This window comes from Dorea sp. AM10-31, assembly GCF_003435815.1.
GTDB lineage: Bacteria > Bacillota > Clostridia > Lachnospirales > Lachnospiraceae > Dorea_D > Dorea_D hominis.
On record NZ_QTUV01000008.1, the window covers coordinates 17,760 to 43,940 of the forward strand.

Genomic DNA, 26,181 nt, shown 5'->3' on the forward strand with positions numbered 1-26,181 from the left:
AGTGCGTGTTATACTAAAAAGCAAGATATAAAAAGGATTAAATATAAATGAAACGAATTGATTTTGAAAATGGAACGGTTACAGGAAATATACTGGGAGCTGCGCTTCCGATGCTGGTGGCGCAGATTTTAAATCTGTTATATAACATTGTGGATCGAATATATATTGCGCGTATTCCAGAGGTAGGAACAGCAGCGCTTGGAGGAGTGGGACTTTGTTTTCCTGTTATCGTGATCATTACAGCATTTGCAAATCTGTTTGGTGGAGGTGGTGCGCCCTTATTTTCCATAGACAGAGGAAGAAAGAAAGAGCAAGAGGCAACACGTATTATGAATACGTCGTTTTCGCTTGTATGTTCCAGTGCTTTGTTGTTAATGATGATCGGACTTTTATTCTCCCATCCGATTCTGACGCTGTTTGGAGCATCCAGAAGTGTAATGGTTTATGCACGTCCGTATCTGATGGTCTATCTGATTGGTACGCTTCCATCTATGGTTGCAGTTGGCATGAATCCATTTATCAACGCACAGGGTTATTCGCTGGTTGGTATGCTTTCGGTTGCAATCGGTGCAGTTGTGAATCTGATTTTAGATCCTCTGTTTATCTTTGTATTTGGAATGGGAGTACGTGGTGCGGCGTGTGCAACTGTAATTTCACAGTGTTTGTCTGCATTGTTTGTATTTTATTTTTTGACAAGAAAAGCAGAGTTAAAGGTGCGGCTACTAAAGAAAAATGAAATAGCAGAAAATATCGGATATGCGAAAAATATTATAAGTCTTGGAATGGCAGGATTTATTATGCAACTTACAAACGGTCTGGTAACGATCTGCTGTAACAATGTACTTGCAGTGACCGGAGGCGATATTTATATTTCGGTGATGACGATTATTTCCAGCGTGCGTCAGCTTGTAGAGACGCCGATCCATGCGATGAATGAGGGGGCATCTCCAATCTTGAGTTATAACTATGGTGCAAGACGCCCGGCAAGAGTCCGCAAGGCGGGCGTTGTACTGGCAATGATGATGATTTTGTATACCGGAGTTATGTGGAGTGTGATTATTCTGGAACCAGGTGCGCTTATACGTATTTTCAGTACAGATGCAGAATTGATGCAGGATGCAATGACTGCGCTTAATCAGTATTTCGCAGCATTTATTTTTATGGATTTCCAATATATGGGACAGACAGTATTCAAATCCCTGAACAAAAAGAAGCAGGCGATTTTCTTCTCCCTGCTTCGTAAAGTGTTTATAGTTGTGCCGCTGACATATTTTATGCCATACGTTTTAAATATGGGAACTTCCGGTGTGTTCCTTGCAGAACCGGTGTCCAATGTAATCGGTGGCAGTCTGTGTTTTATTACAATGCTGTGTATGATTTTGCCGGAACTGAAACGGATGGAAGTACCTGCTTAGAATGCCTTTTTGAATCTCCGTGATGGGTGGTAACACATGAGTGCAATGATGCCTTCAATTAATTCAAGCCAACCGAAATTAGAACGATTTATTTTGTTTTTCAGGAAGACGCTCGTACAACCATGTCATACGCTTCAAGCGCGTCACTGTCTGTGCATCAAATTGATTCTTTTCCATACGCCAGGCCCAGTTTTCGCCGAGTGTAGATGGTGTATTAATTCTCGCCCTGCCATCCAGATTCAGCAGATCCTGCATCGGTGTGATGCAAAGGTTCGCGTTGCTGCTCATCGTAAGGCGGATAAAATCCCATGCCAGATCATCTTCGTCGAGACGTGATGTATGCATATATTCTTTTGCAAAATCTCGCGTTGCTTTATCTGTACTGTGATACCATCCTCTTGTCGTATCGTTGTCATGCGTGCCGGTATACACAACGCTGTTCTTTGGATAATTGTGCGGAAGATAGGCAGAACCGCCGTTTGGGTCGAATGCAAACTGTGCCACTTTCATTCCCGGAAAACCACTATCAGATAACATCTGGAGAACAGTTTCTGTCAGAAATCCAAGATCTTCTGCAATAATGTTTAATTTTCCAAGCTTTTCTTCGATTGTGCGGAAGAGTTCCATTCCAGGACCAGGCATCCATGTGCCATCTACTGCGGTTTTATTTCCATAAGGAATGGAATAATATTCATCGAATCCACGGAAATGATCAATTCGGACTACGTCATATAATTTGAAACAATGACGGATCCGCTTGATCCACCAGTCGTACCCGGTCTTTTTATGATAGTCCCAATTGTACAATGGGTTGCCCCACAGCTGTCCGGTTGCAGAAAAATCATCCGGAGGACATCCTGCTACTGCTACCGGGTTATTCGCTTCATCAAACTGGAATAACTCTGGAGATGCCCATGTATCCGCACCATCAAACGCTACATAGATTGGAATATCACCGATGATCTGAATGCCTTGTGCATTTGCATAGGCATGAAGCTTTGTCCATTGTTTATCGAATTCATATTGCTGGAATTTATAAAATGCAATCTCTTCTGCCAGTTCATTTCTTGCATTTCCAAGTGCATCCTCTTCACGGTTTTTTAGAGAAGCTTCCCATTCATTCCAGCTGATTCCATTTTTACTGTCTTTGATTGCCATGTAAAGACTGTAATCATCCAGCCAGTATGCATTTTCATTTATAAAGTGATCATATGCTTCGTCATTTTTAAAACGCGCAAATGCTTTTTTCAGCATTTTGAATCTAGAATTGTAAATTTTTTCGTAATCAATACAGTCTGCCTTGTCTCCAAAGTCATACGCTTTACATTCTTTTTTTGTCAGAAGTCCTTCTTTGATCAATGTCTTGGGATCAATAAAATATGGATTTCCTGCGTATGTGGAGAAGGACTGGTACGGGGAGTCCCCGTATCCAGTCGGTCCAAGCGGCAGGATCTGCCAATAACTCTGTCCGGCCTCTTTTAATTGATCTATAAACTTATATGCCTCTTTTGAGAAACAGCCAATCCCGTATTTGGACGGCAATGAAAATACCGGTAATAATACTCCGCTTGCTCTTTCCATGTGCTCCTCCTCTTACAGATGCCAGATGTCGTTGTTGTACTCTTCAATTGTTCGATCAGATGAGAAATATCCTGCTCTCGCAATATTTACAAGAGCTTTTTTAGCCCATGTTTTCTGATCTGTATAAGCTTTCAGTGCTTCTTCTTTCTTTTCTTTGTAGCTGTCAAAGTCAAGAAGTGTCATGAACCAGTCTTTGCTGATGATTTCATGCTGCAATCTCTCAAGGTTTTCTTTCTGCCCAACTTTCAAAATTTCATCGCTTGTGATAAAGTCAATTGCTGCTTTGATGGACGGATTCTTTTCATAGAAGTCTTTTGCGACGTAATCTGCTTTTACGTAATGTTCGATTACGTCGTCGCTGGAAGCACCGAATACAAAAATGTTATCGTTGCCGACAAGCTCGTGGATCTCCACATTTGCGCCGTCTTCTGTTCCAAGTGTTATAGCTCCGTTCAGCATGAATTTCATATTACCGGTTCCGCTTGCCTCTTTAGATGCAAGTGAGATTTGTTCAGAAATGTCGCATGCCGGAATTAATTTTTCCGCTTTTGTTACATTGTAGTTTTCAACCATAACAACTTTCAGATATGGGCTTACTTCAGGATCATTGTTAATGATCTCCTGCAGACAGAGAATCAGATGAATGATATCTTTTGCAATTACATAAGCCGGTGCGGCTTTTGCTCCAAAGATCGCTGTCACAGGTGCTGCAGGAATCTTTCCTGCTTTAATTTCAAGATATTTATCAATAATATATAATGCATTCAGCTGCTGACGTTTGTACTCATGGAGACGTTTGATCTGAATGTCGAAGATCGTATCTGCACTCACTTTTACGCCCTGTGTCTCTTCCAAATATTTGCACAATGCTTTTTTGTTTGCGTGTTTGATTGCTACTAATCGGTCAAGTACCTTTTCATCATTCTTAAACGCAAGCAGTTTTTCAAGTTCCGCTGCATCTTTTTTATATCCTTCTCCAATGAGTTCATCAAGAAGTGCTGTCAGAGCTGGGTTACAGTGCAGCAGCCAACGACGGAATGTAATACCATTTGTCTTATTATTAAACTTCTCCGGGTAAATCTTGTAGAAGTTATTTAATTCAGTCTCTTTCAGAATGTCTGTATGAAGAGAAGCAACACCATTTACGCTGAAACCATAATGGATATCAATATGTGCCATATGAACAGTATCATTTCTGTCGATAATAGAAACGCTTTCATCATCATATTTTCTTCTTACTTTGTCATCTAATACTTCAATGATTGGCATTAACTGTGGAACGACCTTCTTCAAATAGTATACCGGCCATTTTTCCAGTGCCTCTGCAAGGATGGTATGGTTTGTATAGGCGCATGTTTTAGAAACAACTTCGATCGCCTCGTCCATGTCTAAGCCCTTCTCTACAAGAAGACGGATCAATTCCGGAATTACCATTGTCGGGTGGGTATCATTGATCTGGATCACTGCATAATCAGCAAGATCATGAAGGTTGCACCCCTTTGCTATACATTCATCGAGAATCAGCTGTGCACCTGCACTTACCATGAAATACTGCTGATAAATGCGAAGCAGTCTTCCATTCTCATCGCTGTCATCCGGATATAAGAAAAGTGTCAGGTTTTTCTCAATGTCTTCTTTATCAAAAGCAATTCCATCCTCCACGATCGTCTCATCTACAGAGTCGATGTCGAAGAGATGTAATTTATTTGTCTTATTGTTGTATCCTGTCACTTCGATGTCATACATTCTTGCATTTACATTAAGCCCTTTGAATGACACCGGGTAAATAACATCTGTTTTTTTCAGCCATGATTTTGATTCGATCCATGGATTCGGAGTTTCTCGCTGAAGATTGTTTTTAAACTCCTGTTTGAAAAGTCCGAGATGATAGTTCAGACCGACACCGTCTCCGGCAAGTCCGAGTGTTGCGATTGAGTCAAGGAAACAAGCTGCCAGACGTCCAAGTCCGCCATTGCCGAGTGACGGCTCTGGTTCTACTTCTTCAATCTCCGCAATGTTCTTTCCGTTTTGTGCGAGCACATCTTTTACTTCATTGAAAATACCAAGATTGATCATATTGTTAGAAAGCAGTTTTCCAATAAGGAATTCTGCGGAAATGTAGTACAGCTTCTTTTTGCTGTCTGTGCGTTCCTTTTCGCCTGCTATTTCCTGCACCATGCTAAGAAGTGCGTCATAGATTTCTTCATTGGAAGCCTGCGCGATCTCTTTTCCAAGTTTTTCCTGTAATGTTGTCTGAATGTTCATTTGAATAATCTCCTTTCAAATCGAATTCGGGTTTATGTAACATTTTTGCTGTTTTGTCATTGGTTTATAATTGTATTTTAATATGATTCCATGCCAATATCTTGCAATATACTTGTAATTTATTGTACAATACTATCATTCTAATAGATTTTTATGGACTCGTTGAAAGGACTTTGTTTTCTTATGAATATTAATGAATATCAGAACTATCACGAAACAAAAGCACATACATCCACAGAATTTCCTTATAATACGTATCTATGCTCTATTCCGCTTGATTTTCCGGGAGTGCCGTTGCACTGGCACGATGAGATGGAACTTGTCGTTATTAAAAAAGGGCAGGGTTATGTTTCTGTGGACTTTGATAAGCATCTGGTGCACAGCGGAGATATTATTATGATATGTCCGGGCTGTCTTCATGCCATTGAGCAGGATGCTTCTTATAAAATGGAGTATGAAAATATTATTTTTAAACCGGAGTTACTCTCTTCCGGAGCAAATGATTTGTGTATGCTTCAATACATGAAGCCGCTTCTTGACGGGACTTTGCCGGTGGAACATTTTCTTACTCCTGCTCATGAAGTTTTTGAGTCTCTAAGCAATTGCATCCGACAGATTGACCTTGTCTGTGCAGACCAGACAACCGGGTGGCAGCTTGCAGTAAAAAGTGCACTGTTTTACTTTTTCTTTCTTCTGATTTCTGAAAGACAGAAAAAAACAGTTTCCATTTCTCACAATCCAAAATCCTTGGAGAAAATGAAAACTGTTTTGAAATATGTAGAAGAGCATTATACAGAAAAACTTACAATTGATGACATGGCGAAACTTACCTTTTACAGTAAATCTCATTTTATGAAGTTTTTCAAAGTTCATATGGGAACTGGATTTACCGAATATTTAAACGATTATCGTCTTGCTATGGCTGCAAGGCTTCTTAAATCATCCGATGAATCTATTCTGATGATCGCAGAAGAAAGCGGTTTCGATAATCTGTCTTATTTTAATCGTATTTTCAAAAGAAAATATGGTGTTTCCCCCGGAAGCTACAGAAAATCGTAAGTATCTGTACGCTGCTTACAGCGAAGCAGACAACAATTAACCGGAGAATCCCTGAAAGGGCTTTAGCATCCTTCAAGGTTCGAGCTATCTATGAGCAATCTATGTTGGCACGGGTTCGCCAGATAAAATTTAATAAATTTGTAGTGATTTTTTTCAATTTACCTCTTGACAAAAGTCATTATATATAAGATTGTATAAATGCATTTATTCCGCTATAATCGACAGAATATGAGCTTGTGTTGGGCAGAAAAGGTGTGGCAGCCATCGAGAGAGCACACGAGCTTCACACAGAAAATTACTAGAATATAAATAAGAAAGGTGTCTGAAAAAAATCTATGAACAATATAAAAGAAAGAATCAAGATATTCTCGGGAGCGCAGTTAAAATATATCGCTTTTTTATCAATGCTTATTGACCATACAAATAAAGCACTGATCTATCCGAATCTGGATGGCGGAGCATTGAATCGATTGAGTGATTTTTTTGATATTTTAGGAAGAATCGCTTTCCCGATATTCATCTTCCTTCTTGTGGAAGGATATTTCCACACAAGGAATAAGTGGAGATATTTAACTACACTTCTTGTATTTGGAGTAATATCAGAGGTTCCGTTTGATATGTGCACATCGGCCAGATTTGTTGAAGTCAACTGGAACAATATTATGTTCACGCTGGCACTTGTACTTGCTATGATCTGGGTGATCGACGTATTGAAAGAGAAGATGGCATCATTACCGAAGGCGTTATGGTATTTCGTATCATTTCTTATTGTAGCGGTATTGTGCTTTGTAGCAATGAATACAAGTCTGGACTATGAACATCATGCGGTGCTGATCGGTTATTTCTGTTATATTTTTCATGAGAGATGGGCACTTGGAATTCCGTTTTGTTACCTCTCTATGTTTAAAGAGCCGTGGGCTCTGCTTGGATTTGGATTGACACTTACTTATAATGGAGAGCGTGGAAAACAGAATAAGTTAGTAAATTATCTTTTCTATCCGGTGCATTTGTTGATTTTAGGAATCATAAGAATGTGTCTTGGAATTTAAAGAAAAAGAGGGCGTAAATGTGAATGCATTTACGCCCTTTCGCTTCTATATTTGAGGAAGTCTTTCGTATATTTTCATTTCTTCATATAACTGCTTTGCGAGTTCATCTGAGATGTCTTCAGGCTTGCATCGCCAGGTCCAGTTATCAATCAGCGTTGATGGGGTGTTGATCCGGGCTTCATGTCCGAGACCAAGAAGATCCTGCATCTGCATGATCGCTGTATCAGATACGCTTGCCCATGCACTGCGCATCATACCCCAGTGGTACCCTTCCTCTTTTGTCAGACGAAGATAACGGATCGCATTGGCTGTGTCTTCTTCCGGAGCGGTTTCAAACCAGCCGTTGATCGTCTCATTGTCGTGAGTACCGGTATATACGATACAGTTTCTTGTATAACAGTGAGGCAGATAGCCATAACCGGTGTCACGGGTGTCGAAAGCAAACTCTAACACTTTCATTCCAGGGAATCCGGTTTCTTTCAGTAACTGATGCACGGAGTCTGTTAAAAAACCAAGATCCTCGGCAATGATTGGAAGATCCCCAAGTTTTTCTTTTACAGTCTGGAAGAAGTCAATTCCCGGACCTTTTCTCCAAACTCCGTTTTTCGCAGTTTTATCTCCGTAAGGAATTGCAAAGTAGGAATCAAATCCACGGAAATGATCAATTCGCAACACATCATAGATTTTCATTTGATGTGCAATTCTTGTTATCCACCAGGAAAACTCATTTTCTTTCATATAATCCCAATTAAATAGTGGATTTCCCCAGAGCTGTCCATCTTCCGAAAATCCATCTGGAGGACATCCGGAGATTTCTGTTGGACGTAACTCTTCATTTAATTGGAACTGTTCCGGGTGTGCCCATACATCGGCACTGTCTTCGGAAACATAAATTGGAAGATCGCCGATAATCTGAATGTGATGTTGACTGGCATAAGCTTTTAACTTGTTCCATTGGTGGAAGAAGAGAAACTGGATTGTTTTCCAGAATAAAATGTCTTCTGCAAGAGTTGTTTTTAATTCCTCTAATTTATTCGTGTCACGAAGTCTTACCGGTTCTGGCCATTGGGACCATGCGGTTCCACCGAAATGATTCTTAACAGCCATATATAAGGCATAATCATCTAACCAGTAAGCTTCTGTCTGAAAAAATGCAGACAGACTGTCAGCCATGTTCGTAGAAACGTTTCCGACAGATTTTTTTAGAACAACAAAACGCTGTTCATATTGTAGCTTATAATCTATTTTTTCAGGTTCGTCTCCCCAGGAGAAATTTTCAAAGTCAGCGCGTTGCAGTAATCCTTCCAAAACAAGATCATTAAGATCGATCATATAAGGATTGCCTGCAAAGGTAGAAGATGATTGATAGGGAGAATCTCCATATCCGGTTGGGCAAATAGGAAGAATCTGCCAGTATGTCTGACCAGATTTCTCAAGAAACTGGATGAAATCACGTGCGGTCTGACCTAAGGTTCCTATTCCATATGGGGAAGGAAGAGAAGTAATGGGCATTAAAATACCTGCAGCTCTCACCATAAACCCTCCTTTCCGTTCTAATTTATTTTTTTTACACTTTCTGATTTGATCAGTTCATAAGGAATGACCTTGTGAACTGCTTTATAAGGATAATGGATCCGCTGTAACATCAAATCAACGCCTTGCTTGGCCATCTGAGCGGTATCCTGACGGACGGTTGTAAGTCTTGGGACAAAAAAACGGGAGAGGTCAATGCCATCATATCCCACAAGAGAAATATCTTCCGGAATTCTTTTGCCAAGATCGAAACTGGCCCGCATTGCACCAAATGCAATGATATCACCAAAAGCAAAGATTGCAGTCAATGACGAGTTTCGCTTTAACAGTCGGAGAGCAGCTTCATAACTTTCTTCGACAGAATAATGGCAAGGTTCATATTGCAGATCCTGCTGGAAATCAAGATGGTGCTTTTTGAATCCGGCAATACAGCCTGTCAGACGTTTATAGCTGACTTGTGTGTCGGAAAGATTACCACCAAGGATTCCAATATGTGTATGGCCCTGATCTACCAGATAGTCGATTACTGCCTCAGAAGCTGCAGCATCGTCTGTTGTCAGAGAGGATAAATTCGTAAATTTCAGATCCTTTCCGCTGTTTGTCAGCAGAACACATGGGACAGGGATGTATTTGAAATCTTTTTCAAAATATTCCAGATCTCCACCGAGAAAAAATATTCCTTTTGGATTTTTTTCCCGGCAAAGACTCATAGCATAACTGACTTCATTCGCATCTTCATCCAGATAGCTGACAACTGCCTCTTCATCATTTGCCAAAAGGCGTTGCTGGATCTGTTCAAGAATTGCGTTAAACAGAATATTCTGATTTCCTTTAATAATAATGGCGATAGAAGAAACAGCTCTCATTTTCAAGTGCTTTGCATTGGAATTGGGCTGGAAATTTGTCTCTTCGATAACCTCCATGATCCGTTGCCGTGCTTTGTCACTGACATCCGGATGATTATTTATAACCCGTGATACAGTACCGATACCATATCCGGATAACCTTGCAATGTCCTTAATCGTCATAATTAAAAATCCTTTCTGTTAACAGCAGTTAAAAAATATGTACGGAGTATATTTTATCCCTTTACAGCACCTGCCGCAACTCCTTTGATGATATATTTCTGACAGCTTAAGTAGAATACGATAACAGGGATGATCGCCATGATCAGGCAAGCCATAATTGCTCCCATATCTACACGTCCATAACTTCCTTTCATATACTGTACAACGATAGAAATTGTTTTAAATTTCTTGATATCCAGTACAAGGTAAGGAAGAAGGAAGTCATTCCAGATCCACATCGCTTCCAGAATACCGACAGAGATATAAGTTGGCTTCATAATAGGAAGTACGACTGAGAAAAATGTTTTGATCGGATTGCATCCATCGATCATGGCAGCTTCTTCAATTTCAATCGGAATTGATTTTACAAAACCGCAGAACATAAAGACTGCAAGTCCGGCACCAAAACCGAGATATACGATTACGATTCCCCAAGGTGTATTCAGGTGAAGAGAATCAGCTGTTCCGGAGAGGGTAAACATAACCATCTGGAATGGGATAACCATAGAAAATACACATAAAAGATAAATCAGTTTTGTCAGTTTATTCTTTACTCGTGTAATGTACCAGGCACACATAGAGCAACATACTAAAATTACAATTACAGAGAGGACGGTGATAAATAATGTCCAGCCAACTGCTTTTACAAATTCATATTTTGTAATACTTGTAACATAGTTTTCAAGACCTGCATAACTCTTTTCGTCCGGCATTGAAAATGGGGAAAGACTGATAAAAGCTTTTCTCTTAAATGAATTCATCAAAACAACAAAAATCGGTGCCACGAAAAGAATAGAGATTACAGTGAAAAAGAGAGTGGCGAAAATACCGCTTTTTTTATTTTTCATTATTGCTGAACCTCCTTATCTCTGGTTGCGCGAAGCTGAATCAAACCAATTGCTACTACAATTATGAAGAAGATCACGGCTTTTGCTTGACCGACTCCCTCAAATCCTACATGACCGTAGAACGTATCATAAATGTTCAATGCCATCATTTCTGTCTGATGCATTGGTTCACCGGATGTCAGTGAAAGGTTCTGGTCAAACAGTTTGAATGAGTTTGTGATCGTTAAGAATGTACAGATGGTGATGGAAGGCATCATCATCGGGATGGTGATCTTGAAAAGACGCTGTCTTGCGTTGGCACCGTCGATCATCGCTGCTTCATTCAAGGAACCTGGGATTGCCTGAAGACCTGCGATATAGACGATCATCATATAACCAATCTGCTGCCAGCAGATCAGAATGACCAGACCCCAGAAACCAAATTTTGCATTCAGTTTCAGTGCAAGATCAAACTTTCCAAGAATACCGTCAAAAATCAGCTGCCATACGTAACCAAGTACGATACCACCGATCAGGTTCGGCATAAAAAATACGGTACGGAAAATATTCGTTCCTTTGATCTTCTGGGTAAGTGCAAGTGCAACCGCAAATGCCAGCACGTTGATCAATACTAAAGTAACAATTGCAAAAACAGTTGTGAAAGAGAAGGCATGTGTAAATGTCTTATCAGAAATAGCTTTTGCATAATTTTCAAGTCCTACAAAAGAGGCATCTTTGATGGTCGTGAAATCACAAAAGGAAAGATAGATACCTTCCAGAAATGGAACGACAAATCCGATCATGAAAGCTGCCATGGTAGGAAGTATAAAAACTGGCCAATAACGTTTAATAGATTTTTCCATATTATCCCTCTTTGTATGAAAACAGGGGAGCAGTGTGCTCCCCTGCAATAATAAGTTGTTTTGTTATAAATTACTTGCTTGCTTTTGCTTCTTTTGCCCATCCATCTACGAATGCAGATTTAACTTTTGCCCAGTTCGCATCTGTCTGTTTTGATGCGTAAGTTGTAAGTGCAGAACCAAGATCGTTCTTCCACTGTTCAGAAGGCATTGTAGAGAAGTTCCAAGAAACAGGAGTCTTTCCTTCTTTTACATAATCATTAGCAACGTTAACAAGTGGATTCTCTGATTTAAGGTTCCCTTTGAATGGAATTACAAATCCCATACCGTCAGCACCAGAAGGCATAGCGTTTGCAGCTCCGCACATTGCCTTTGTACCTGTCTTAGAAGTTACACACCAGTTCATGAAATCAAGAGTAGCCTGAATGTCATCTTTAGAAGCATTCTTGTTTACACACCAGTAGTTTTCTGTACCTGTACACAGTCCCTGATTTTCTTCGCCTTTTACACCAACATAGATTGGCAGCATTCCGAGATTCTCATCTCCAACATCAGCGATATCTGCGTATGCCCATGTACCATTCTGATAGAAGACTGCCTGCTCTGTTACGAATTCAGAAGTTGCATCATCAGCTGTTTTTGTACTTAACTGTTTCGGGCTGCATGTTGCGTTGTTGATATACAGATTCCAGATGTTGCGGTAGTTATCAAGGTAAGTTCCTTTGATCTTATCTGTGTTGTCAATTTTGTCTTTCTGGTATTCATAATAAATAGGAAGGTTTGCAAGATGTGTCTTAAATCTCCAGTCAGAAGAACCATCCATACCAGCAGATGTAAATGCGGAGAATCCTAATTTATCTTTTCTGCTTGTAATATCTTCAACAACTTTTTTCAGATCATCAAATCCTTTGATATCATCCTGTGAATATCCGGCTTTTTTTAGTAATTTCTTGTTATAGATGATTCCGTAAGATTCAATTGCATATCCGATACCATATACTGCATCGTTTTCTTTTAATGCGAAATCATCAGAAGTAAGCTGCTTGTAAACATCAGAACCGGAAAGGTCATAACAATATTTTTTCCATGAAGCAAGACCAACCGGTCCGTTTACCTGAAATAATGTAGGGGCTTTTGATTTACCCATCTCACTCTTCAATGTAGTTTCATACTGGTTGGAAGCTGCGGTAACAACTTCTACTTTTACTCCAGTCTCATCTGTGTACTCTTTGGCAAGCTCCTGCCACTGATCATCTGCTTCTGGTTTGAAGTTCAGATAGTATACAGATCCTTTCGCATCAGTTTTTGATTCTTTCTTGCTGTCAGAACTGCCACATCCAGTTACCATAGATGCTGTCATTATAACTGCAAGTCCGGCTGCCATCAAACGTTTCTTGTTCATAATATGGTCCTCCTTAAATAAAATAATAATTTGTAAAATGGGTGTTTTTGTGAAAAGCCCAATAGTTCGGAACTGTTTCCGAAAACGTTTCCATTTGTTGGCTTCATCATAGCATTATGGATAAGAAAAAACAATAAAAAACGGTTAAAAATGAAAAATTTGTTGAAAAATACTTAAGACTAGGTTTCAAAATTGTGCAAAATCAATAAGAATGGTCAAATTTTTGAAAATAGATTGCGAAAATAAAAGTTCTGGTTTATACTTCGAAAAAATAAATATTTAAATCCGCCCGGATGCAACACTCCACTCATTGTTGCATTTTCAGGGAAAGAAAAGGAGGAAATCCGTCAGGCTTGCGGTGCGACAGTGTGGAGACCTGTCGTAATGTGGCGCGGAAGAAATCGCCGGTCACGAGATGATACATTGCGGAGGCAGTATCATTAAAGTCTTAATTTATGTCAGAGGTAATTTTAAAGCACATTAAAAAAGTTTACCCGAACACAGAGAAAAAAAGAAAGAAAGGTTCATCTGAAAAGAAGAGTAATCTTTTAGTAACTGATGAAGGCGTAGTAGCTGTTCAGGATTTTAATCTGGATATTAAGGACAAAGAGTTCATCGTTCTTGTTGGCCCTTCCGGATGTGGTAAATCAACAACACTGCGTATGGTGGCAGGACTGGAAGAAATCTCAGATGGAGAACTCTTAATTGATGGCAAGAAAATGAATGATGTGGAACCAAGAGACAGAGATATCGCAATGGTATTTCAAAGTTATGCACTTTATCCACATATGACAGTTCGTGAGAATCTGGAATTTCCATTAAAGCTTAGAAAGATGCCGAAGAATGAAATTAACCAGAAAGTGGATCAGGCAGCCGAAATTCTTGGAATCACACCGTATTTGGATCGTAAACCGAAAGCTTTATCCGGTGGACAGCGCCAGCGTGTTGCAATCGGACGTGCCATCGTGCGTGAACCGAAAGTTCTTTTAATGGATGAGCCATTATCCAACCTGGATGCAAAATTACGTAATCAGATGCGTGCAGAGCTTATCAAATTACGTCAGGGAATCGATACTACATTTATGTATGTAACACACGATCAGACAGAGGCTATGACACTTGGAGATCGTATTGTTATCATGAAAGATGGTGTCGTTCAACAGATCGGAACACCGCAGGAAGTATTTGATCATCCGGTGAACATTTTTGTAGCAGGATTTATCGGCATGCCACAGATGAATTTCTTTGATGCAGAACTGATCGAGAATGCAGGAAAATATCAGGTAGAAGTAGATGGAGTCAGAGTGGAACTGTCAGAAGAAAAAGAGAAAAATCTGGCAGCAAAAGGTGTAAAATCGCAGAAGGTTACACTTGGTATTCGTCCGGAGCACATTTCATTGTCAGAGCCTGGAGCACAGGCAGTTACCGGTAAGATTGATGTAGCCGAGATGATGGGAAGTGCGATTCATCTGCATGTTACAGCAGCTGGAAAAGATACAATCATTATCGTGCAGACAATGGATCTCAATGGAAGAACACTTTCTGATCTTGCAATCGGAGAGGAAGTATCTTTTAAATTCCGTGGAAGTGAAGTACATGTATTTGACGAGGATGGAATCAATCTGGAAGCATAGCATTAAAAAAAGGGGCGGGAATTCCTGCCCCTTTTTTCGTGGAAATTCACAAAAGTTAAAGTAGCGTGCTATATAAAAACAGGAGGGCTGAGAAAATGCCGTTGGATGATTATAAACAGGCAAGAAAACTTGCGCAGCGTCAGTCCAGACGGGCGAGCGCAAAGGGAGAATCACCATATCCGATCGTACTGGATGAAATTCTAGAAGGGGAGGAAACTGCAGGAAATCAATATCTTGGAATGATGGAAATTCCATTATCTTTGGTTGTAGGAACAAAAGAAGCCGCAAGGAGCAATGCGTTCAGTCCGGATTTTCTTCCCCTATTAGATGAGACATCGGAATTTGCAGCAAAGTGGATCAATCTTTTCCAGTCTCAGATGGAAGAAGGATTGAGAGATCCGGTGACCGTATATGAATACAGAAACAGATTCTACGTACAGGAAGGTAATAAAAGAGTCAGCATTATGAAATATTTGAAAATGCCGACTATATTGGCAAATGTTACAAGAATTCTTCCGGTACAAGATAATAAAAAAGAGAATGTAGTATATTATGAATTCGTAGAGTTTTATAAAAGAACCGGTCTGAATATGATCATATTTCCGGAACCGGGAGATTATGAAAGTCTGCTGCAGGCAATGGGAAAAGACTGGAACAGCAAGTGGAAAGAGAAAGAAATCCGAAGACTGTCAAGTGTATATATCCATTTTCAAATCATGTATGAATCTATGGCCGGAGATTTTGTGCCGGAACATATAGGGACTGCTTTTTTGCGGTGCCTTGATATTTTTCCATATGAAGAATTGAAAGAAAAAACGTCTGTGGAAATCCGTGAAAAACTGGAAACAATCCGTGAAGAAATTGAACCGGAAGCGCTAAAAACAGAGGTGGAGCGCGTGATGGAGCCGGAGGCGGAAAAGATCCCGATTTTGACAAGGTTTCTGACACCGGCGAAAAGAGTGATGAAAGTTGCTTTTATTTATGAAGGAAGTGCAAATTCCAGTGAATGGAACTATGCGCATGAACTAGGGAGACAACAGCTGGAGGATTCATTTCGTGGAAGAGTAATTACCAGTGTGTATGAGAATATCCAGTCGCAGACAGCAAGAAGTGAAGTGCTTGAGGCGGCGATCGAGGATGGAAATACGGTGATTTTTACTACAGCCGCAACGTTGATGCAGGCATCGGTGCAGGTCGCTTTGCAACATCCGGACATTTATATTTTTAATTGTTCTTTGAATTTCCCATACAAATCTGTAAGAACATATCTGACAAGAAATTATGAAATTAAATTTTTACTGGGACTTATAGCGGGAGCAGCGGCAGATAGAGACAGCGTGATCGGCTATGAAGAGGATTATCCGATGTATGGAACTATTGCGAATGTCAATGCATTTTCAATCGGTGTTCGGATGATGCAGCCGGGAGCCCAGGTAAAACTAATCTGGACAGGAGTAAAAAACTCCAGATCTGAAGAAGAAAAGAAGGATTTGAAGATTATTTCAGCAAAAGAAATGATTAGCAAAAAAGGAACGGAAAGTCCATACGGATTATATTTTCAAGATAAAGGAGAAATCACAAGAATCGCGACCAGTATTGTAAACTGGGGGAATTTTTATGAACGGATCATGCAGTATATTCTGGAGGGATCATGGAAACCGCTTGCATATGGTGATAAAAAGACATTGAACTACTGGTGGGGATTATCTGCAGGAGTGATAGAATTAATCTGTTCTGAAAGAGTTCCGGGCGGAGTAAAACGTATGGCAGAGAGCTTTGCCCAGTTTATTGCAGACGGAAGCTTTCATCCATTTGAAGGAGAATTATGTGATCAAAATGGGGAAATTCATGGAACTGCCGGAGAAATATTAGATGTTGAAGAATTGGTTACGATGGATTGGCTCTATGAGAACGTAATAGGAAGCATACCGGAACGGTCAGAATTAGAGGAAGGAGTAGGAGAACTTCTGAAATTGCAGGGGTTGTAGAAAAACGTATGAAAATACTCGTAATAGCAGATGAAGAATCCAGAAGTCTCTGGGATTATTATACGCCGGATAAATTAAAGGATATTGATCTTATACTGTCCTGCGGGGACTTGAAACCAGAATATCTTAGCTTTTTAGTGACAATGGCCCATTGCCCATTATTATATATTTATGGAAATCATGATGGGATATATGAAAGAAAAGAACCAGAAGGCTGTATTTGTATTGAAAACCAGATTTATGAATATAAAGGGATAAGGATTCTGGGACTTGGCGGATCTTGTTGGTACAATGGCGGATCCCATCAATACACACAGAAAGAAATGAAGCGCAGAGTGCAGAAAATGTGGTTGAAAATGAGACAGAAAAAAGGATTTGATATTCTGTTGACTCACGCACCGACGAAAGGGATCAATGATGAAGAATCAGCCGCACATCAGGGATTTGAAGTATTTAAGGAGCTTTTGGAAAAATATTCGCCGAAATACCATCTTCACGGACATGTGCATCTAAATTATGGAAGAAAACCAAGAGTTACGAAATATAAGAATACGGTTATTATTAACGGATATGAGTCCTATATATTTACTTACGAAGAATAATTTGGCTGAAAAAAAGTAATATCTGGCAGATTTTCTGTTGAATGATCAGTGGCAAGTGAGAACGAAAATGAAAATATTCAAAATTAGCACTCACCTCTTGATAATGGAAGTCGATTTTTGTCCTGTCTTGTGTATCCTAGAAGTGCCTGTTTTACAGGCTTTCCGGGGCATCAGTCATTTTGTCTGGTATTGTAAAGCAGTGTCAGATTTGTCGTAAATGTCGTAAATTTGTGGTCAAAAAATGATGAGAAATGGAGAGTGCTAATAAAATGGAATTAACGTATACAAATGTAAATGGATATCTGATCCCGAATCTCACCTATAAATCCGGTGAGCAGATGGAGCAACTTGGCAAGTATGGTTTTCTTCGCAGAGATTATCTGAAAAACTATCGAAATTCAACCTATCAGGTGATGCTTTTACAGGATACCATTGGAGAGCATCTTCTGGAAGTGGACAAGGCAGCCAGAGAACGGGAAGAGGTAATACTGAAACAGTTAGAAGAAAAAGAACCATTGCCGGATAAAGAGAAAGATCAGATTGCCTGGGTAAGAGCTGCTAATCAACACAAAGCAATTGCAGAAGAGATTATTCTCAAGGAATTGATTTATGTTTAAATGAAGGTGATGAGGTCGTGGATTGCGACCTCATTATTGTATGAAAAATAGCAGTAGGCAGAATGAGAAAAATAGGGTAAAATGGGAACATGGATTTTGGGAACTCATAAGAAATGATTGTTCGGTAAAGTAACTTGAAATGCCAGTTTGGCATTTCAAGTTATAGAGGAGATGAAATGGCGGATCAGAAAGTAAGAGAAATGGAACCAGTGGAAACACAAATAGTTGAAATCATGCCACCGGACGTTGAAAATCTGATTTATGTAGTAAGAAACAAACAAGTCATGGTGGATAGTGATCTGGCAATGCTTTATCAGGTAGAAACGGGAGCGTTAAACAGAGCCGTTAAAAGAAATATTGCCAGATTTCCAGAAGATTTTCGATTTCAGCTTACAAAAGATGAATATGAAAACTTGAAATGCCAATTTGGCACCTCAAATGGCAGTGGAACAGAAAATGGTTATGGTGGCAGACGTACATTACCGTATGTATTTACAGAGCAGGGAATATCCATGCTTGCAAGTGTATTGCATAGTGAGGTGGCAATTAATGTAAGTATAGGTATTATGCGTGCATTTGTAGAAATGCGACGGTTTATAGCCAACAATGCACTTTTGTTTGAAAGGATTAGTAACGTTGAGCTAAAACAACTGGAATATCAGAAAAAGACAGATGAAAAACTGGAGCAGATTTTTGAGTACATATCAGATCATGAGGAGTCTAATCAAAAGATATTTTTTGATGGTCAGATATATGATGCATTCAGCTTATTGATAGGACTGATTCAGAAAGCAGAAATGGAAATTGTTCTGGTAGATGGCTATGTGGATGTAGGAACATTAAATATGTTGTCCAAAAAGAAAGAAAATGTGGCGGTGACAGTTTATACACAGCAACGGACAAAATTATCTCAAACAGATGTAGATAACTTTAATGCACAGTATCCTAAACTGGATGTGAAGTACACAAGAGCATTTCATGATCGTTTTTTAATTCTTGATAAAACGAAAGCATATCATGTGGGTGCGTCTTTGAAGGATGCAGGTAAAAAATGTTTTGGAATTAATCTGATTGAAGATGCAGGTATTGTAAGAGATATTTTACAGAGATTGGAATTGGAAACAGAAGAATAGAAAAGTAAGTTATGCAGAAAGGCGTGAGTCATAAGAATATGGCTTGCGTCTTTTTCTTTTGAACTGAAAAGGAGGATGGGAGCATGGCACAGATTTTTCGTGTAGAGAGAACTAAGAATTTTACGGTAATGAGTAATCACCATTTCAAGAATAAGAATCTGACATTGAAAGCGAAAGGTCTATTATCGTTGATGTTAAGTTTGCCAGATGACTGGAATTACAATATGCAAGGACTGGCAACATTGAGCAGAGATGGGATTGATTCTGTTCGTTCTGCAATTAAGGAATTAGAGCATCATGGATATGTGGAACGTCATAGATTGCGTAATGAGTATGGCTTTTATGGCGATACCGAATATATTATCCGGGAAGTTCCATTAGGAGAAGAAAATGATTAAGTGGAGAAGAGAAGTGCTTAAGGGTGGATTGAACAAGCAAGGTGAAGAAAAGAATAGAGTGCCGGATACGGCACATGATTGTCCGATACTTCGCATCGGAGTGATGCACGAACAGCCTGTTTCAGAAAGAGAAAATCTATCGAAAGGGAAGCTTTTCTATTTCTTCCACAGTCAGTTCCTGCACCACAAAACCACCGTCATCTCCATTTAGGGTTGATAATGCAGTGTGGAAATGCTGCTTGGCTGGTATCGGTTTAGTAGTGGGAAGATGACAGGCAAGTTTCGCAAAGTGGCAAGCCACTCTGCACCGGAGCCAGCCTTTGGGCTGTTCCTAAACTTGCCAGAGGGCTCCGCCCCTTGGAACCCCGGCACATCAATGGCGTAAGTATCCCTGCGAAATGTCCACCGGACATTCCTACGGAACACTTACTGATTGACTAGGACTTGTCTCCGCTGTCGCTCCGGTCGGTGCAAAGCTGACGTCCACTGGACGTCATGCACCCTGCACCTGTATAAGAGAGCGTTGCACTCTCTTATATATCCCCTGCTAATCTACCAGCGGAAAGGTTATGAATGATTTATAAAAAAGATAGAGTGGAGAAAGGAGACAAAGATTTATGCGAAAACGAAATTATACAGTAACAATACGAATGAATAAAGCAGAATTTGTGACCAGATCGAAGGAAAAGAAAATGGTACGTATATTTTACTTTCCAAATTTGAGGATGATGTTGTGTTCGAGTATCACATCACCATTCAGGATGAAGATTTTAATCTTGGAATTTTAACGATGAAAACACCGGAAGGAACATTTGAAGCAGATTTTGACGCATAAAAAGAGGTGGTTTTTTGAGTAAGATGAAAAAAAGAAACACGAACAGGAGAAGCAAGCCAAAGAAGAAAAGTTTTTGCGTCGCAGATTGGATAAGGGAAGGCAGAGTTGCATTTCTTGATTCCGAGTTTGTAACTTCACAGCAAAAGGGTGGTCCACCGTCAAAGTTAGTGTCAGTTGGTCTTGTAATCTGCCAGAAAAATTTTGAAGAAGTAGAACGGTTTCATTCTTACATATTTAATGATGAACCGCTTCATGATAAATTCCGGGAACTGACCAATATTACAGAAGAGATGCTGCTTCGAGCCCCTTCTTATGAGCAGGTGATGAGGGAAATTGCAAAAAAATTACGCGAGTGGAATGTAAAGAAGATTTTTGTGTGGGGACCGGATCAAATGGTCATCGCGCAAGATTTAAAATACTATCGCACAGATGTTTCGAAACATACGAGGAAGGCAGTGAATATGATGCTTCCACTGATGATGGATATTGAAGAAATCTATTCGAAAAAGCTGAAAATGCGAAGTATAGGAATCGCAAACCTGAAGCTGCTATGTGGTTTGAAACCATCTGTCAGCCATGATGCACTAGAAGATGCTGTGGATCTTAAAAATATAATCGCATATATGGATATACATGGATGTCCAGAGCGCGCGGCGAATGTACTGAGACAATACATGAAAGAAAAGGAAATTTACTACAGATACCGCAGGTTCCATGAAAAATGGGAAGGAATTTCCGATGAAGTTTTAATAAAGTGCAATGCCTTGATGCAGGAACTGGAAAATGTAGAAAGTATGGAGGCAAGAGCATTGAAAGATGACCTTCACGTGATCGCGATAGGAGAAGATGCAGCCTTTGAAGAGCTGGAAGTTTTCTTTGAAAAAGCAAATAGAAAAAAATATAAGTGAACGCAGTTATATGGAATTTCAATTAGAAAAAAAAGCATATTGGTGCTACTATGATAGTAGGATAAAGTCATTAATATTTGGGAGATATATTAATGAGTTTATTTTGCGCAAAAACAGATTTAACGCGCAAAAAATTGGGGAAAAGAGGAAAAAGACGAAAATGAAAAAGATGAAAAGACTGGTTGCAGTTCTGATGATTTGCGTGATGATGTTTTCAGTAGCAGCATGTGGCAAACAAGGAACAGCAAAAAAGGAAGACAAGAAAATTGATGGAAAAGTATGTGTGTTGACACCGACACTTTCCTGGAGTGAAGATCAGTACAGATCCGGTGAGAAGATGGCAGAGAAGTATCCGGGCGTTGTTGAGCATCTGACATTGCCAGATGACTTTGCAGCAGAGCAGGAGACGGGAATCACTCAGATCATGAATGTTGCAAAGGATCCATCTTTCAAAGCACTTGTTATCTGCTATGGTGATTCTGGTATTTTACCGGCAATCAAAATGGCAAAAAAAGAAAATCCGGACTTGAAAGTGATCACTGCACCTGTATGGGATGATCCATATGAGATGGCGGATGTCATTGATTTATGTATCGATGCAAACTGGAACAAACGTGGGCAGGTAATTGCAAAAAAAGCGAAAAAGATGGGTGCTGAGAGAATTATCCACTATTCTTTCCCGACACATCTTAAGATGGAAGAAATTGCACAGAGAAGAGAGACGATGAAAAAGACAGCGAAGAAGCTTGGTATGGACTTCATCGATATAACAATGCCAGACCCATACGTAACATCTGACAGTGCAACAAATCAGTTCATCAAAGAAGATATTCCAAAAGAGATCAAAAAATATGGAAAAGATACTTGTATCTTCAGTACATACTGTCCGACACAGGATTTCGTAATCGGGCTGGAATTAAAATACAAATATATCGTAGCTGAGCAGTGTTGCCCGACACCTACACAGGGATATCCGGCAGGTATGAACCTTAAAATTACAAAAGATATTGCAGGTGATTACGATGCAATCAACAAGATGATCAGCGATGTTGCAAAGAAGAATGGTGTTACAGGAAGACTGTCTACATGGCCAATTTCTATGGAAGCATTCCAGCCGGAATTTGCGACAGAAGTAGCAATCCAGGCCTTGAAAGGCGACATCAAATTAACAGATATTGATGCATTAAGAAAAATCGCAAAAGACGTAACAGGTGTATCAGTCGAAATGGAAAAACTTGATGGTAAATATGACAACTATCTCCTTTACATTATGGGTTCAATTTATTACTAAAATATAATGAAAAAGACTAGCTGTGACACAGTCGTGCCACAGCTATCTTTTATAAGTGGGAATGACGATGGAAAATACAGTTTTAAAATTAAACAATTTGGGAAAGAAATTTAGTGGTAACTCCGTTTTGCGAAATGTGAATATAGAGTTGAAAAAAGGGCAGATCTTAGGACTTATGGGAGTTAATGGATCCGGGAAAAGTACAATGCTTAATATTATTTCCGGTGACCATATTATTGACGAGACAGGTGGTTACGAAGGTGATATTTTCATAGATGGACAAAAAGTAAAGATCACATCAACGGTAGAAAGCCAGAGCTACGGGATTTGTATGGTGCACCAGGAATTCAGTCTGTTAGAAGATTTAAGTATATGGGAAAATATAGCATTGCCTAATTATGTAATGAATTCCTATCGCGAGATAAAAGGAAGCATGAAGAATTTCTATACAGAAGAGAATAAAAGAAAAGCAAAAGAGATCCTGGCAAGATTAGGGCTTGATCTGGATGTGGAGATGAAAATCTGTGAACTTCCAATCAATAATAAGCAGTTTGTAGAAATCGCCCGCTCGATCGCCAATGAAGATACAAAATTATTAATGCTGGATGAGCCGACAGCTACATTGAATGAAAAAGACTCTAACAAGCTTCTGGAACAGTTGAAAAAACTGGCAGATGAAGGCTTAACTATTATTTTAGTGTCACACCGAATTGAAGAGATCATCGCAGTTTCGGATACAATCCTCGTATTAAGGGACGGAGATCCGGTTTATCTAAGTGACAAAAAAGAAGAATTCAGCCGCGAAAAAATAGCGGAAGAGATTATCGGATATAATTACGCATTTGCAGAGCGTTTTAAGGAAAATGAAGCAAAGCAGGAAAAAGTAGTGCTGACGTATAAAGATTTTTATGTTGCACGAAAAAACGAACCGATAAAAAATCTGAACTTTGACATATATCAGTCAGAGATCATCGGTCTTACCGGAATGAACGGACATGGGAAAAATGCACTGGCATATGGCACGTTAAGAGCAGATAAAATTGCCGGAGATTTCACATTTTACAAAGATGAGAAGGAAATAAAAATTAATAAAACAGCGGAAGCGATTGAATCAGGTATTGTGTTTGTCACAGAAGAAAGAAGAAGAAATGGACTTCTTTTGGACAAATCAGTAGCAGAGAATATCAATTTCTATTTGAAGAATTTCTCTGATAAGTTAAATCGTCTGTCTATCGGAAATAAAATTAAATTTTATGATAAAAATAAAGAGAAAAATCAGGCAGAAACAGTAGTAACGAAATATGACGTAGTATGTGAGTCAATTCGACAGCCAATCTGTGAATTGAGCGGTGGAAACCAGCAAAAAGTAGCGTTGGCACGTGCGATTTTAATGGATCCGGACGTATTATTTATTAATGAACCGACGAGAGGGATTGATATCAAATCAAAAGACAATATTTTAAAATTGCTCGCAGATTTGAATAAAAGAGCAGGGACTACGATCATTCTCGCATCCGGAGATATTGAAGAGATGAAAAAAATATGTGATCGCATCTGCGTATTTTATGAGGGGGAACTTGTAGATGTTTTAAAACACGATGCAGATGCAGAACAGTTTGCGAGAGCTTTTTCAAAAATGAGAGAGGAGGACAGCTATGAAAAAGTTTAAATTACAAAAAAATGTATTGCTGATCTTTTTGCTTGTCATGATCGCTGTTTCCTGTTACATGGGAATTCCAATCCGCCCGCTGCTTACGGATATGCTGATCCGACTTCCTATGAACGGTGTGTTTGTATTATCACTTCTTCCGATGCTGAATGCCGGAATGGGATTTAACTTCGGAATGCCAGTCGGGATCATAGCCGGTCTTATTAGTATCAGCACGGTTATGAACTTTGAAATCACTGGTGTGAAAGGATTTTTATGCGTGCTTCTCCTTACAATTCTTATTAGTTTTGTGTTCGGAAGAATTTATGGACGCATTTTAATAAAGGCAAGTGGAACAGAGGAGATCACAGGAAACTTTTTAGGTTTATCAATCATTCCGCTGTCCTGTATTTTATGGGTGACTATTCCATTTGACAATCCGGTCATGGTATTTCCAATCGCAGGAAAAGGAATGCGTCCAAAGATTGGGCTGGAAGGATATTTTGACAAAATCATTGAAAAAATTTTCCAGATAAAAATAGGTGGAATGATGATTCCGGTAGGATATCTCCTTTGCTTTTTTATCGTGTGCGTGATCATCTATATTATTTTTAAAAGTAATATCGGTCAAAATATGCTTGCCCTCGGTGAAAATGAAGCCTATTGCGAGATTATGGGGCTGCAATCGAATAAGATTAAGATGACGGCAATCGTTTTATCAACGATCATTGCAGGTGTAGGTATCTGTTTCTATTCACAAAGCTATGGATATCTGGAACTTTATAATGCACCGAAAGCGATCGCCTTTTCTGCAGCATCTGCGCTTCTTATCGGAGGCTGTACGGAACATAATGGAAATATTTTAAACGTGATTGTAGGTACATTGATTTTTCACGGGATTTTAGTGTTTAGTGTGCCTCTTGCAAATGAGCTGGTTGCGACAGAGCTTACCGAGATCACAAGATCTATTTTGACAAATGTCATTATCTTATTTGCAATGTTTAAAGAAACAAAAAAGGAGAAGAATGTTGAAAAAGCTTAAATCAAATCGAATTCCATTGTTATTCATTATCCTGTCTGTCATAGGATATATTGTGTCAGGAATGTCGCTTAATTTTGTTATGTCTGAAGTAGTAACAAGAATTTTGCGAAACAGCGTGATGGTATTGTCACTGATCGTTCCGATCATAGCCGGTTTGGGACTTAACTTTGCCATCAGCATTGGTGCACTGGCAGCACAGACAGCCATTCTTTTTGTATTAAATTATGGACTGGAAGGATATCCGGCACTTTTAGCGGTTGTACTTCTTTCTACAATCCTTGCTGTCGCATTTGGTTATGTGATCGGAGCAATCTTAAACCGTGTAAAAGGGCGAGAGATGATTACTTCCATCATTATCGGATATATCGGAATCAGTATCTATCAGTTAATCTTTATGGTCGGATTTGGAACGATCATTCCTGCTACAAACGAAAAATTGCTTTTAAAATCCGGACTGGGAATTCAGCATGTTGTAAACCTGGAAAGTCTGGGTGGCATTATCGATGATTGTTTGAAATTTGAAATATGGGGGATTAAATGTTCGGTGTTGAATCTTGTGATCATCACAGTAGTCAGTCTGTTCATATTTTACTTGCTTCGAAGCAAGCTCGGTATTAATATGAAAGCTGTCGGTGAAAGTATGGATAAGTCGCAGAGCCTTGGCATCGATGTGAATAAAATGAGAATCATCGCAATTATTATTTCTACGGTGCTTGCGGCTTACGGACAGATCATGTATTTACAGAATGTTGGAATGTTGAGCGTGTATACCGCGCAAAGCAATCGTGAGATTTTCTCAAGTGCGGCAATTCTGGCTGGTGGAGCCGGAATTAAAAATGCGAATATCCGCAATGTGTTTTTAGGATTATTTTTGTTCCATTTTCTGTTTATTGTATCGCCACTTGCTGGGCAGACACTGTTCTCAAGCGTTGCAATCGGAGAATATTTCCGTACGTTTATATCTTATGCAGTAATCTGTCTTGCAATTATTTTTAATGTAAAGGAGAATATATAAAGAAAAATGAGG

At 39.4% G+C, this 26,181-nt stretch carries 22 protein-coding genes; 15 read left to right on the forward strand and 7 right to left on the reverse strand.

Translation table 11 applies throughout. The features are described 5' to 3' along the window. Positions 1-47: 47 nt before the first annotated feature. Positions 48-1,415: an MATE family efflux transporter gene (locus DW125_RS11325; protein ID WP_117538204.1), complete on the forward strand. Its 1,368-nt coding sequence runs from the start codon at positions 48-50 to the stop codon at positions 1,413-1,415. A 78-nt stretch (positions 1,416-1,493) separates the two neighbouring features. On the opposite strand, the gene malQ (DW125_RS11330) is transcribed toward DW125_RS11325, so the two are convergent. After that, positions 1,494-2,996, reverse strand: coding sequence for a 4-alpha-glucanotransferase (gene malQ, locus DW125_RS11330; RefSeq protein ID WP_117538205.1), 1,503 nt, complete (start codon positions 2,994-2,996; stop codon positions 1,494-1,496). Between the two features lie 12 nt (positions 2,997-3,008). Beyond that, positions 3,009-5,261, reverse strand: coding sequence for a glycogen/starch/alpha-glucan phosphorylase (locus DW125_RS11335; protein ID WP_199537839.1), 2,253 nt, complete (start codon positions 5,259-5,261; stop codon positions 3,009-3,011). A 183-nt stretch (positions 5,262-5,444) separates the two neighbouring features. On the opposite strand from DW125_RS11335, the gene DW125_RS11340 reads away from it, so the two are divergent. Both DW125_RS11340 and DW125_RS11345 read left to right on the forward strand, forming a co-directional pair. Beyond that, positions 5,445-6,320 (forward strand): AraC family transcriptional regulator, encoded by an 876-nt coding sequence (locus DW125_RS11340; RefSeq protein WP_117538207.1) that lies wholly within the window; start codon positions 5,445-5,447, stop codon positions 6,318-6,320. A 335-nt stretch (positions 6,321-6,655) separates the two neighbouring features. Beyond that, entirely contained in the window at positions 6,656-7,369 is a 714-nt protein-coding gene (locus tag DW125_RS11345; protein WP_117538208.1) for a TraX family protein, read from the forward strand. 45 nt (positions 7,370-7,414) lie between these two features. Here DW125_RS11345 and malQ (DW125_RS11350) read toward each other — a convergent pair whose 3' ends face one another. From malQ (DW125_RS11350) to DW125_RS11370, 5 genes are all read right to left on the reverse strand, one after another. Further along, positions 7,415-8,905 (reverse strand): 4-alpha-glucanotransferase, encoded by a 1,491-nt coding sequence (gene malQ, locus DW125_RS11350; RefSeq protein ID WP_199537840.1) that lies wholly within the window; start codon positions 8,903-8,905, stop codon positions 7,415-7,417. Between the two features lie 17 nt (positions 8,906-8,922). Beyond that, entirely contained in the window at positions 8,923-9,930 is a 1,008-nt protein-coding gene (locus tag DW125_RS11355) for a LacI family DNA-binding transcriptional regulator (protein WP_021859898.1), read from the reverse strand. 53 nt (positions 9,931-9,983) lie between these two features. Beyond that, complete coding sequence (locus DW125_RS11360) at positions 9,984-10,817, reverse strand: carbohydrate ABC transporter permease (RefSeq protein WP_021859899.1); 834 nt, start codon at positions 10,815-10,817, stop codon at positions 9,984-9,986. Next, entirely contained in the window at positions 10,817-11,659 is an 843-nt protein-coding gene (locus DW125_RS11365; RefSeq protein ID WP_021859900.1) for a carbohydrate ABC transporter permease, read from the reverse strand. Before DW125_RS11365 ends, DW125_RS11360 begins: the two co-directional genes overlap by 1 nt. A 70-nt stretch (positions 11,660-11,729) precedes the next feature. Beyond that, positions 11,730-13,058: an ABC transporter substrate-binding protein gene (locus tag DW125_RS11370; RefSeq protein WP_117538209.1), complete on the reverse strand. Its 1,329-nt coding sequence runs from the start codon at positions 13,056-13,058 to the stop codon at positions 11,730-11,732. A 455-nt stretch (positions 13,059-13,513) separates the two neighbouring features. Between DW125_RS11370 and DW125_RS11375 the strand changes: the two genes are divergently transcribed. The 12 genes from DW125_RS11375 (at position 13,514) to DW125_RS11435 (ending at position 26,169) form a co-directional block, all read left to right on the forward strand. Beyond that, positions 13,514-14,692: an ABC transporter ATP-binding protein gene (locus DW125_RS11375; protein ID WP_021859902.1), complete on the forward strand. Its 1,179-nt coding sequence runs from the start codon at positions 13,514-13,516 to the stop codon at positions 14,690-14,692. 95 nt (positions 14,693-14,787) lie between these two features. Then, positions 14,788-16,680 carry a BMP family ABC transporter substrate-binding protein gene (locus DW125_RS11380; protein ID WP_117538210.1) on the forward strand — a complete coding sequence of 631 codons (1,893 nt, stop codon included), beginning with the start codon at positions 14,788-14,790 and terminating at the stop codon, positions 16,678-16,680. Positions 16,681-16,688: 8 nt separating this feature from the next. Beyond that, the gene (locus DW125_RS11385) at positions 16,689-17,282 is read left to right on the forward strand and encodes a metallophosphoesterase family protein (RefSeq protein WP_117538211.1); all 594 of its coding nucleotides are present in this window, start codon (positions 16,689-16,691) and stop codon (positions 17,280-17,282) included. Between the two features lie 269 nt (positions 17,283-17,551). After that, entirely contained in the window at positions 17,552-17,899 is a 348-nt protein-coding gene (locus tag DW125_RS11390) for a TnpV protein (RefSeq protein WP_026649314.1), read from the forward strand. Between the two features lie 176 nt (positions 17,900-18,075). Next, positions 18,076-19,032, forward strand: coding sequence for an ORF6N domain-containing protein (locus DW125_RS11395; RefSeq protein ID WP_005341533.1), 957 nt, complete (start codon positions 18,076-18,078; stop codon positions 19,030-19,032). 83 nt (positions 19,033-19,115) lie between these two features. Next, complete coding sequence (locus DW125_RS11400) at positions 19,116-19,430, forward strand: helix-turn-helix domain-containing protein (protein ID WP_019162573.1); 315 nt, start codon at positions 19,116-19,118, stop codon at positions 19,428-19,430. Beyond that, complete coding sequence (locus DW125_RS11405; protein ID WP_117538212.1) at positions 19,423-19,641, forward strand: hypothetical protein; 219 nt, start codon at positions 19,423-19,425, stop codon at positions 19,639-19,641. The genes DW125_RS11400 and DW125_RS11405 overlap by 8 nt, the downstream gene beginning before the upstream one ends. 647 nt (positions 19,642-20,288) lie before the next feature. Next, positions 20,289-21,173: an exonuclease domain-containing protein gene (locus DW125_RS11415; protein ID WP_147323701.1), complete on the forward strand. Its 885-nt coding sequence runs from the start codon at positions 20,289-20,291 to the stop codon at positions 21,171-21,173. A gap of 160 nt (positions 21,174-21,333) precedes the next feature. Further along, the gene (locus DW125_RS11420) at positions 21,334-22,464 is read left to right on the forward strand and encodes a DUF3798 domain-containing protein (RefSeq protein WP_242992980.1); all 1,131 of its coding nucleotides are present in this window, start codon (positions 21,334-21,336) and stop codon (positions 22,462-22,464) included. 67 nt (positions 22,465-22,531) lie between these two features. Continuing rightward, positions 22,532-24,133 (forward strand): sugar ABC transporter ATP-binding protein, encoded by a 1,602-nt coding sequence (locus DW125_RS11425; RefSeq protein WP_158549921.1) that lies wholly within the window; start codon positions 22,532-22,534, stop codon positions 24,131-24,133. Then, the gene (locus DW125_RS11430) at positions 24,120-25,154 is read left to right on the forward strand and encodes an ABC transporter permease subunit (RefSeq protein ID WP_021859639.1); all 1,035 of its coding nucleotides are present in this window, start codon (positions 24,120-24,122) and stop codon (positions 25,152-25,154) included. Before DW125_RS11425 ends, DW125_RS11430 begins: the two co-directional genes overlap by 14 nt. Then, positions 25,138-26,169, forward strand: coding sequence for an ABC transporter permease subunit (locus DW125_RS11435; RefSeq protein WP_158549922.1), 1,032 nt, complete (start codon positions 25,138-25,140; stop codon positions 26,167-26,169). Before DW125_RS11430 ends, DW125_RS11435 begins: the two co-directional genes overlap by 17 nt. Positions 26,170-26,181: the final 12 nt, after the last annotated feature.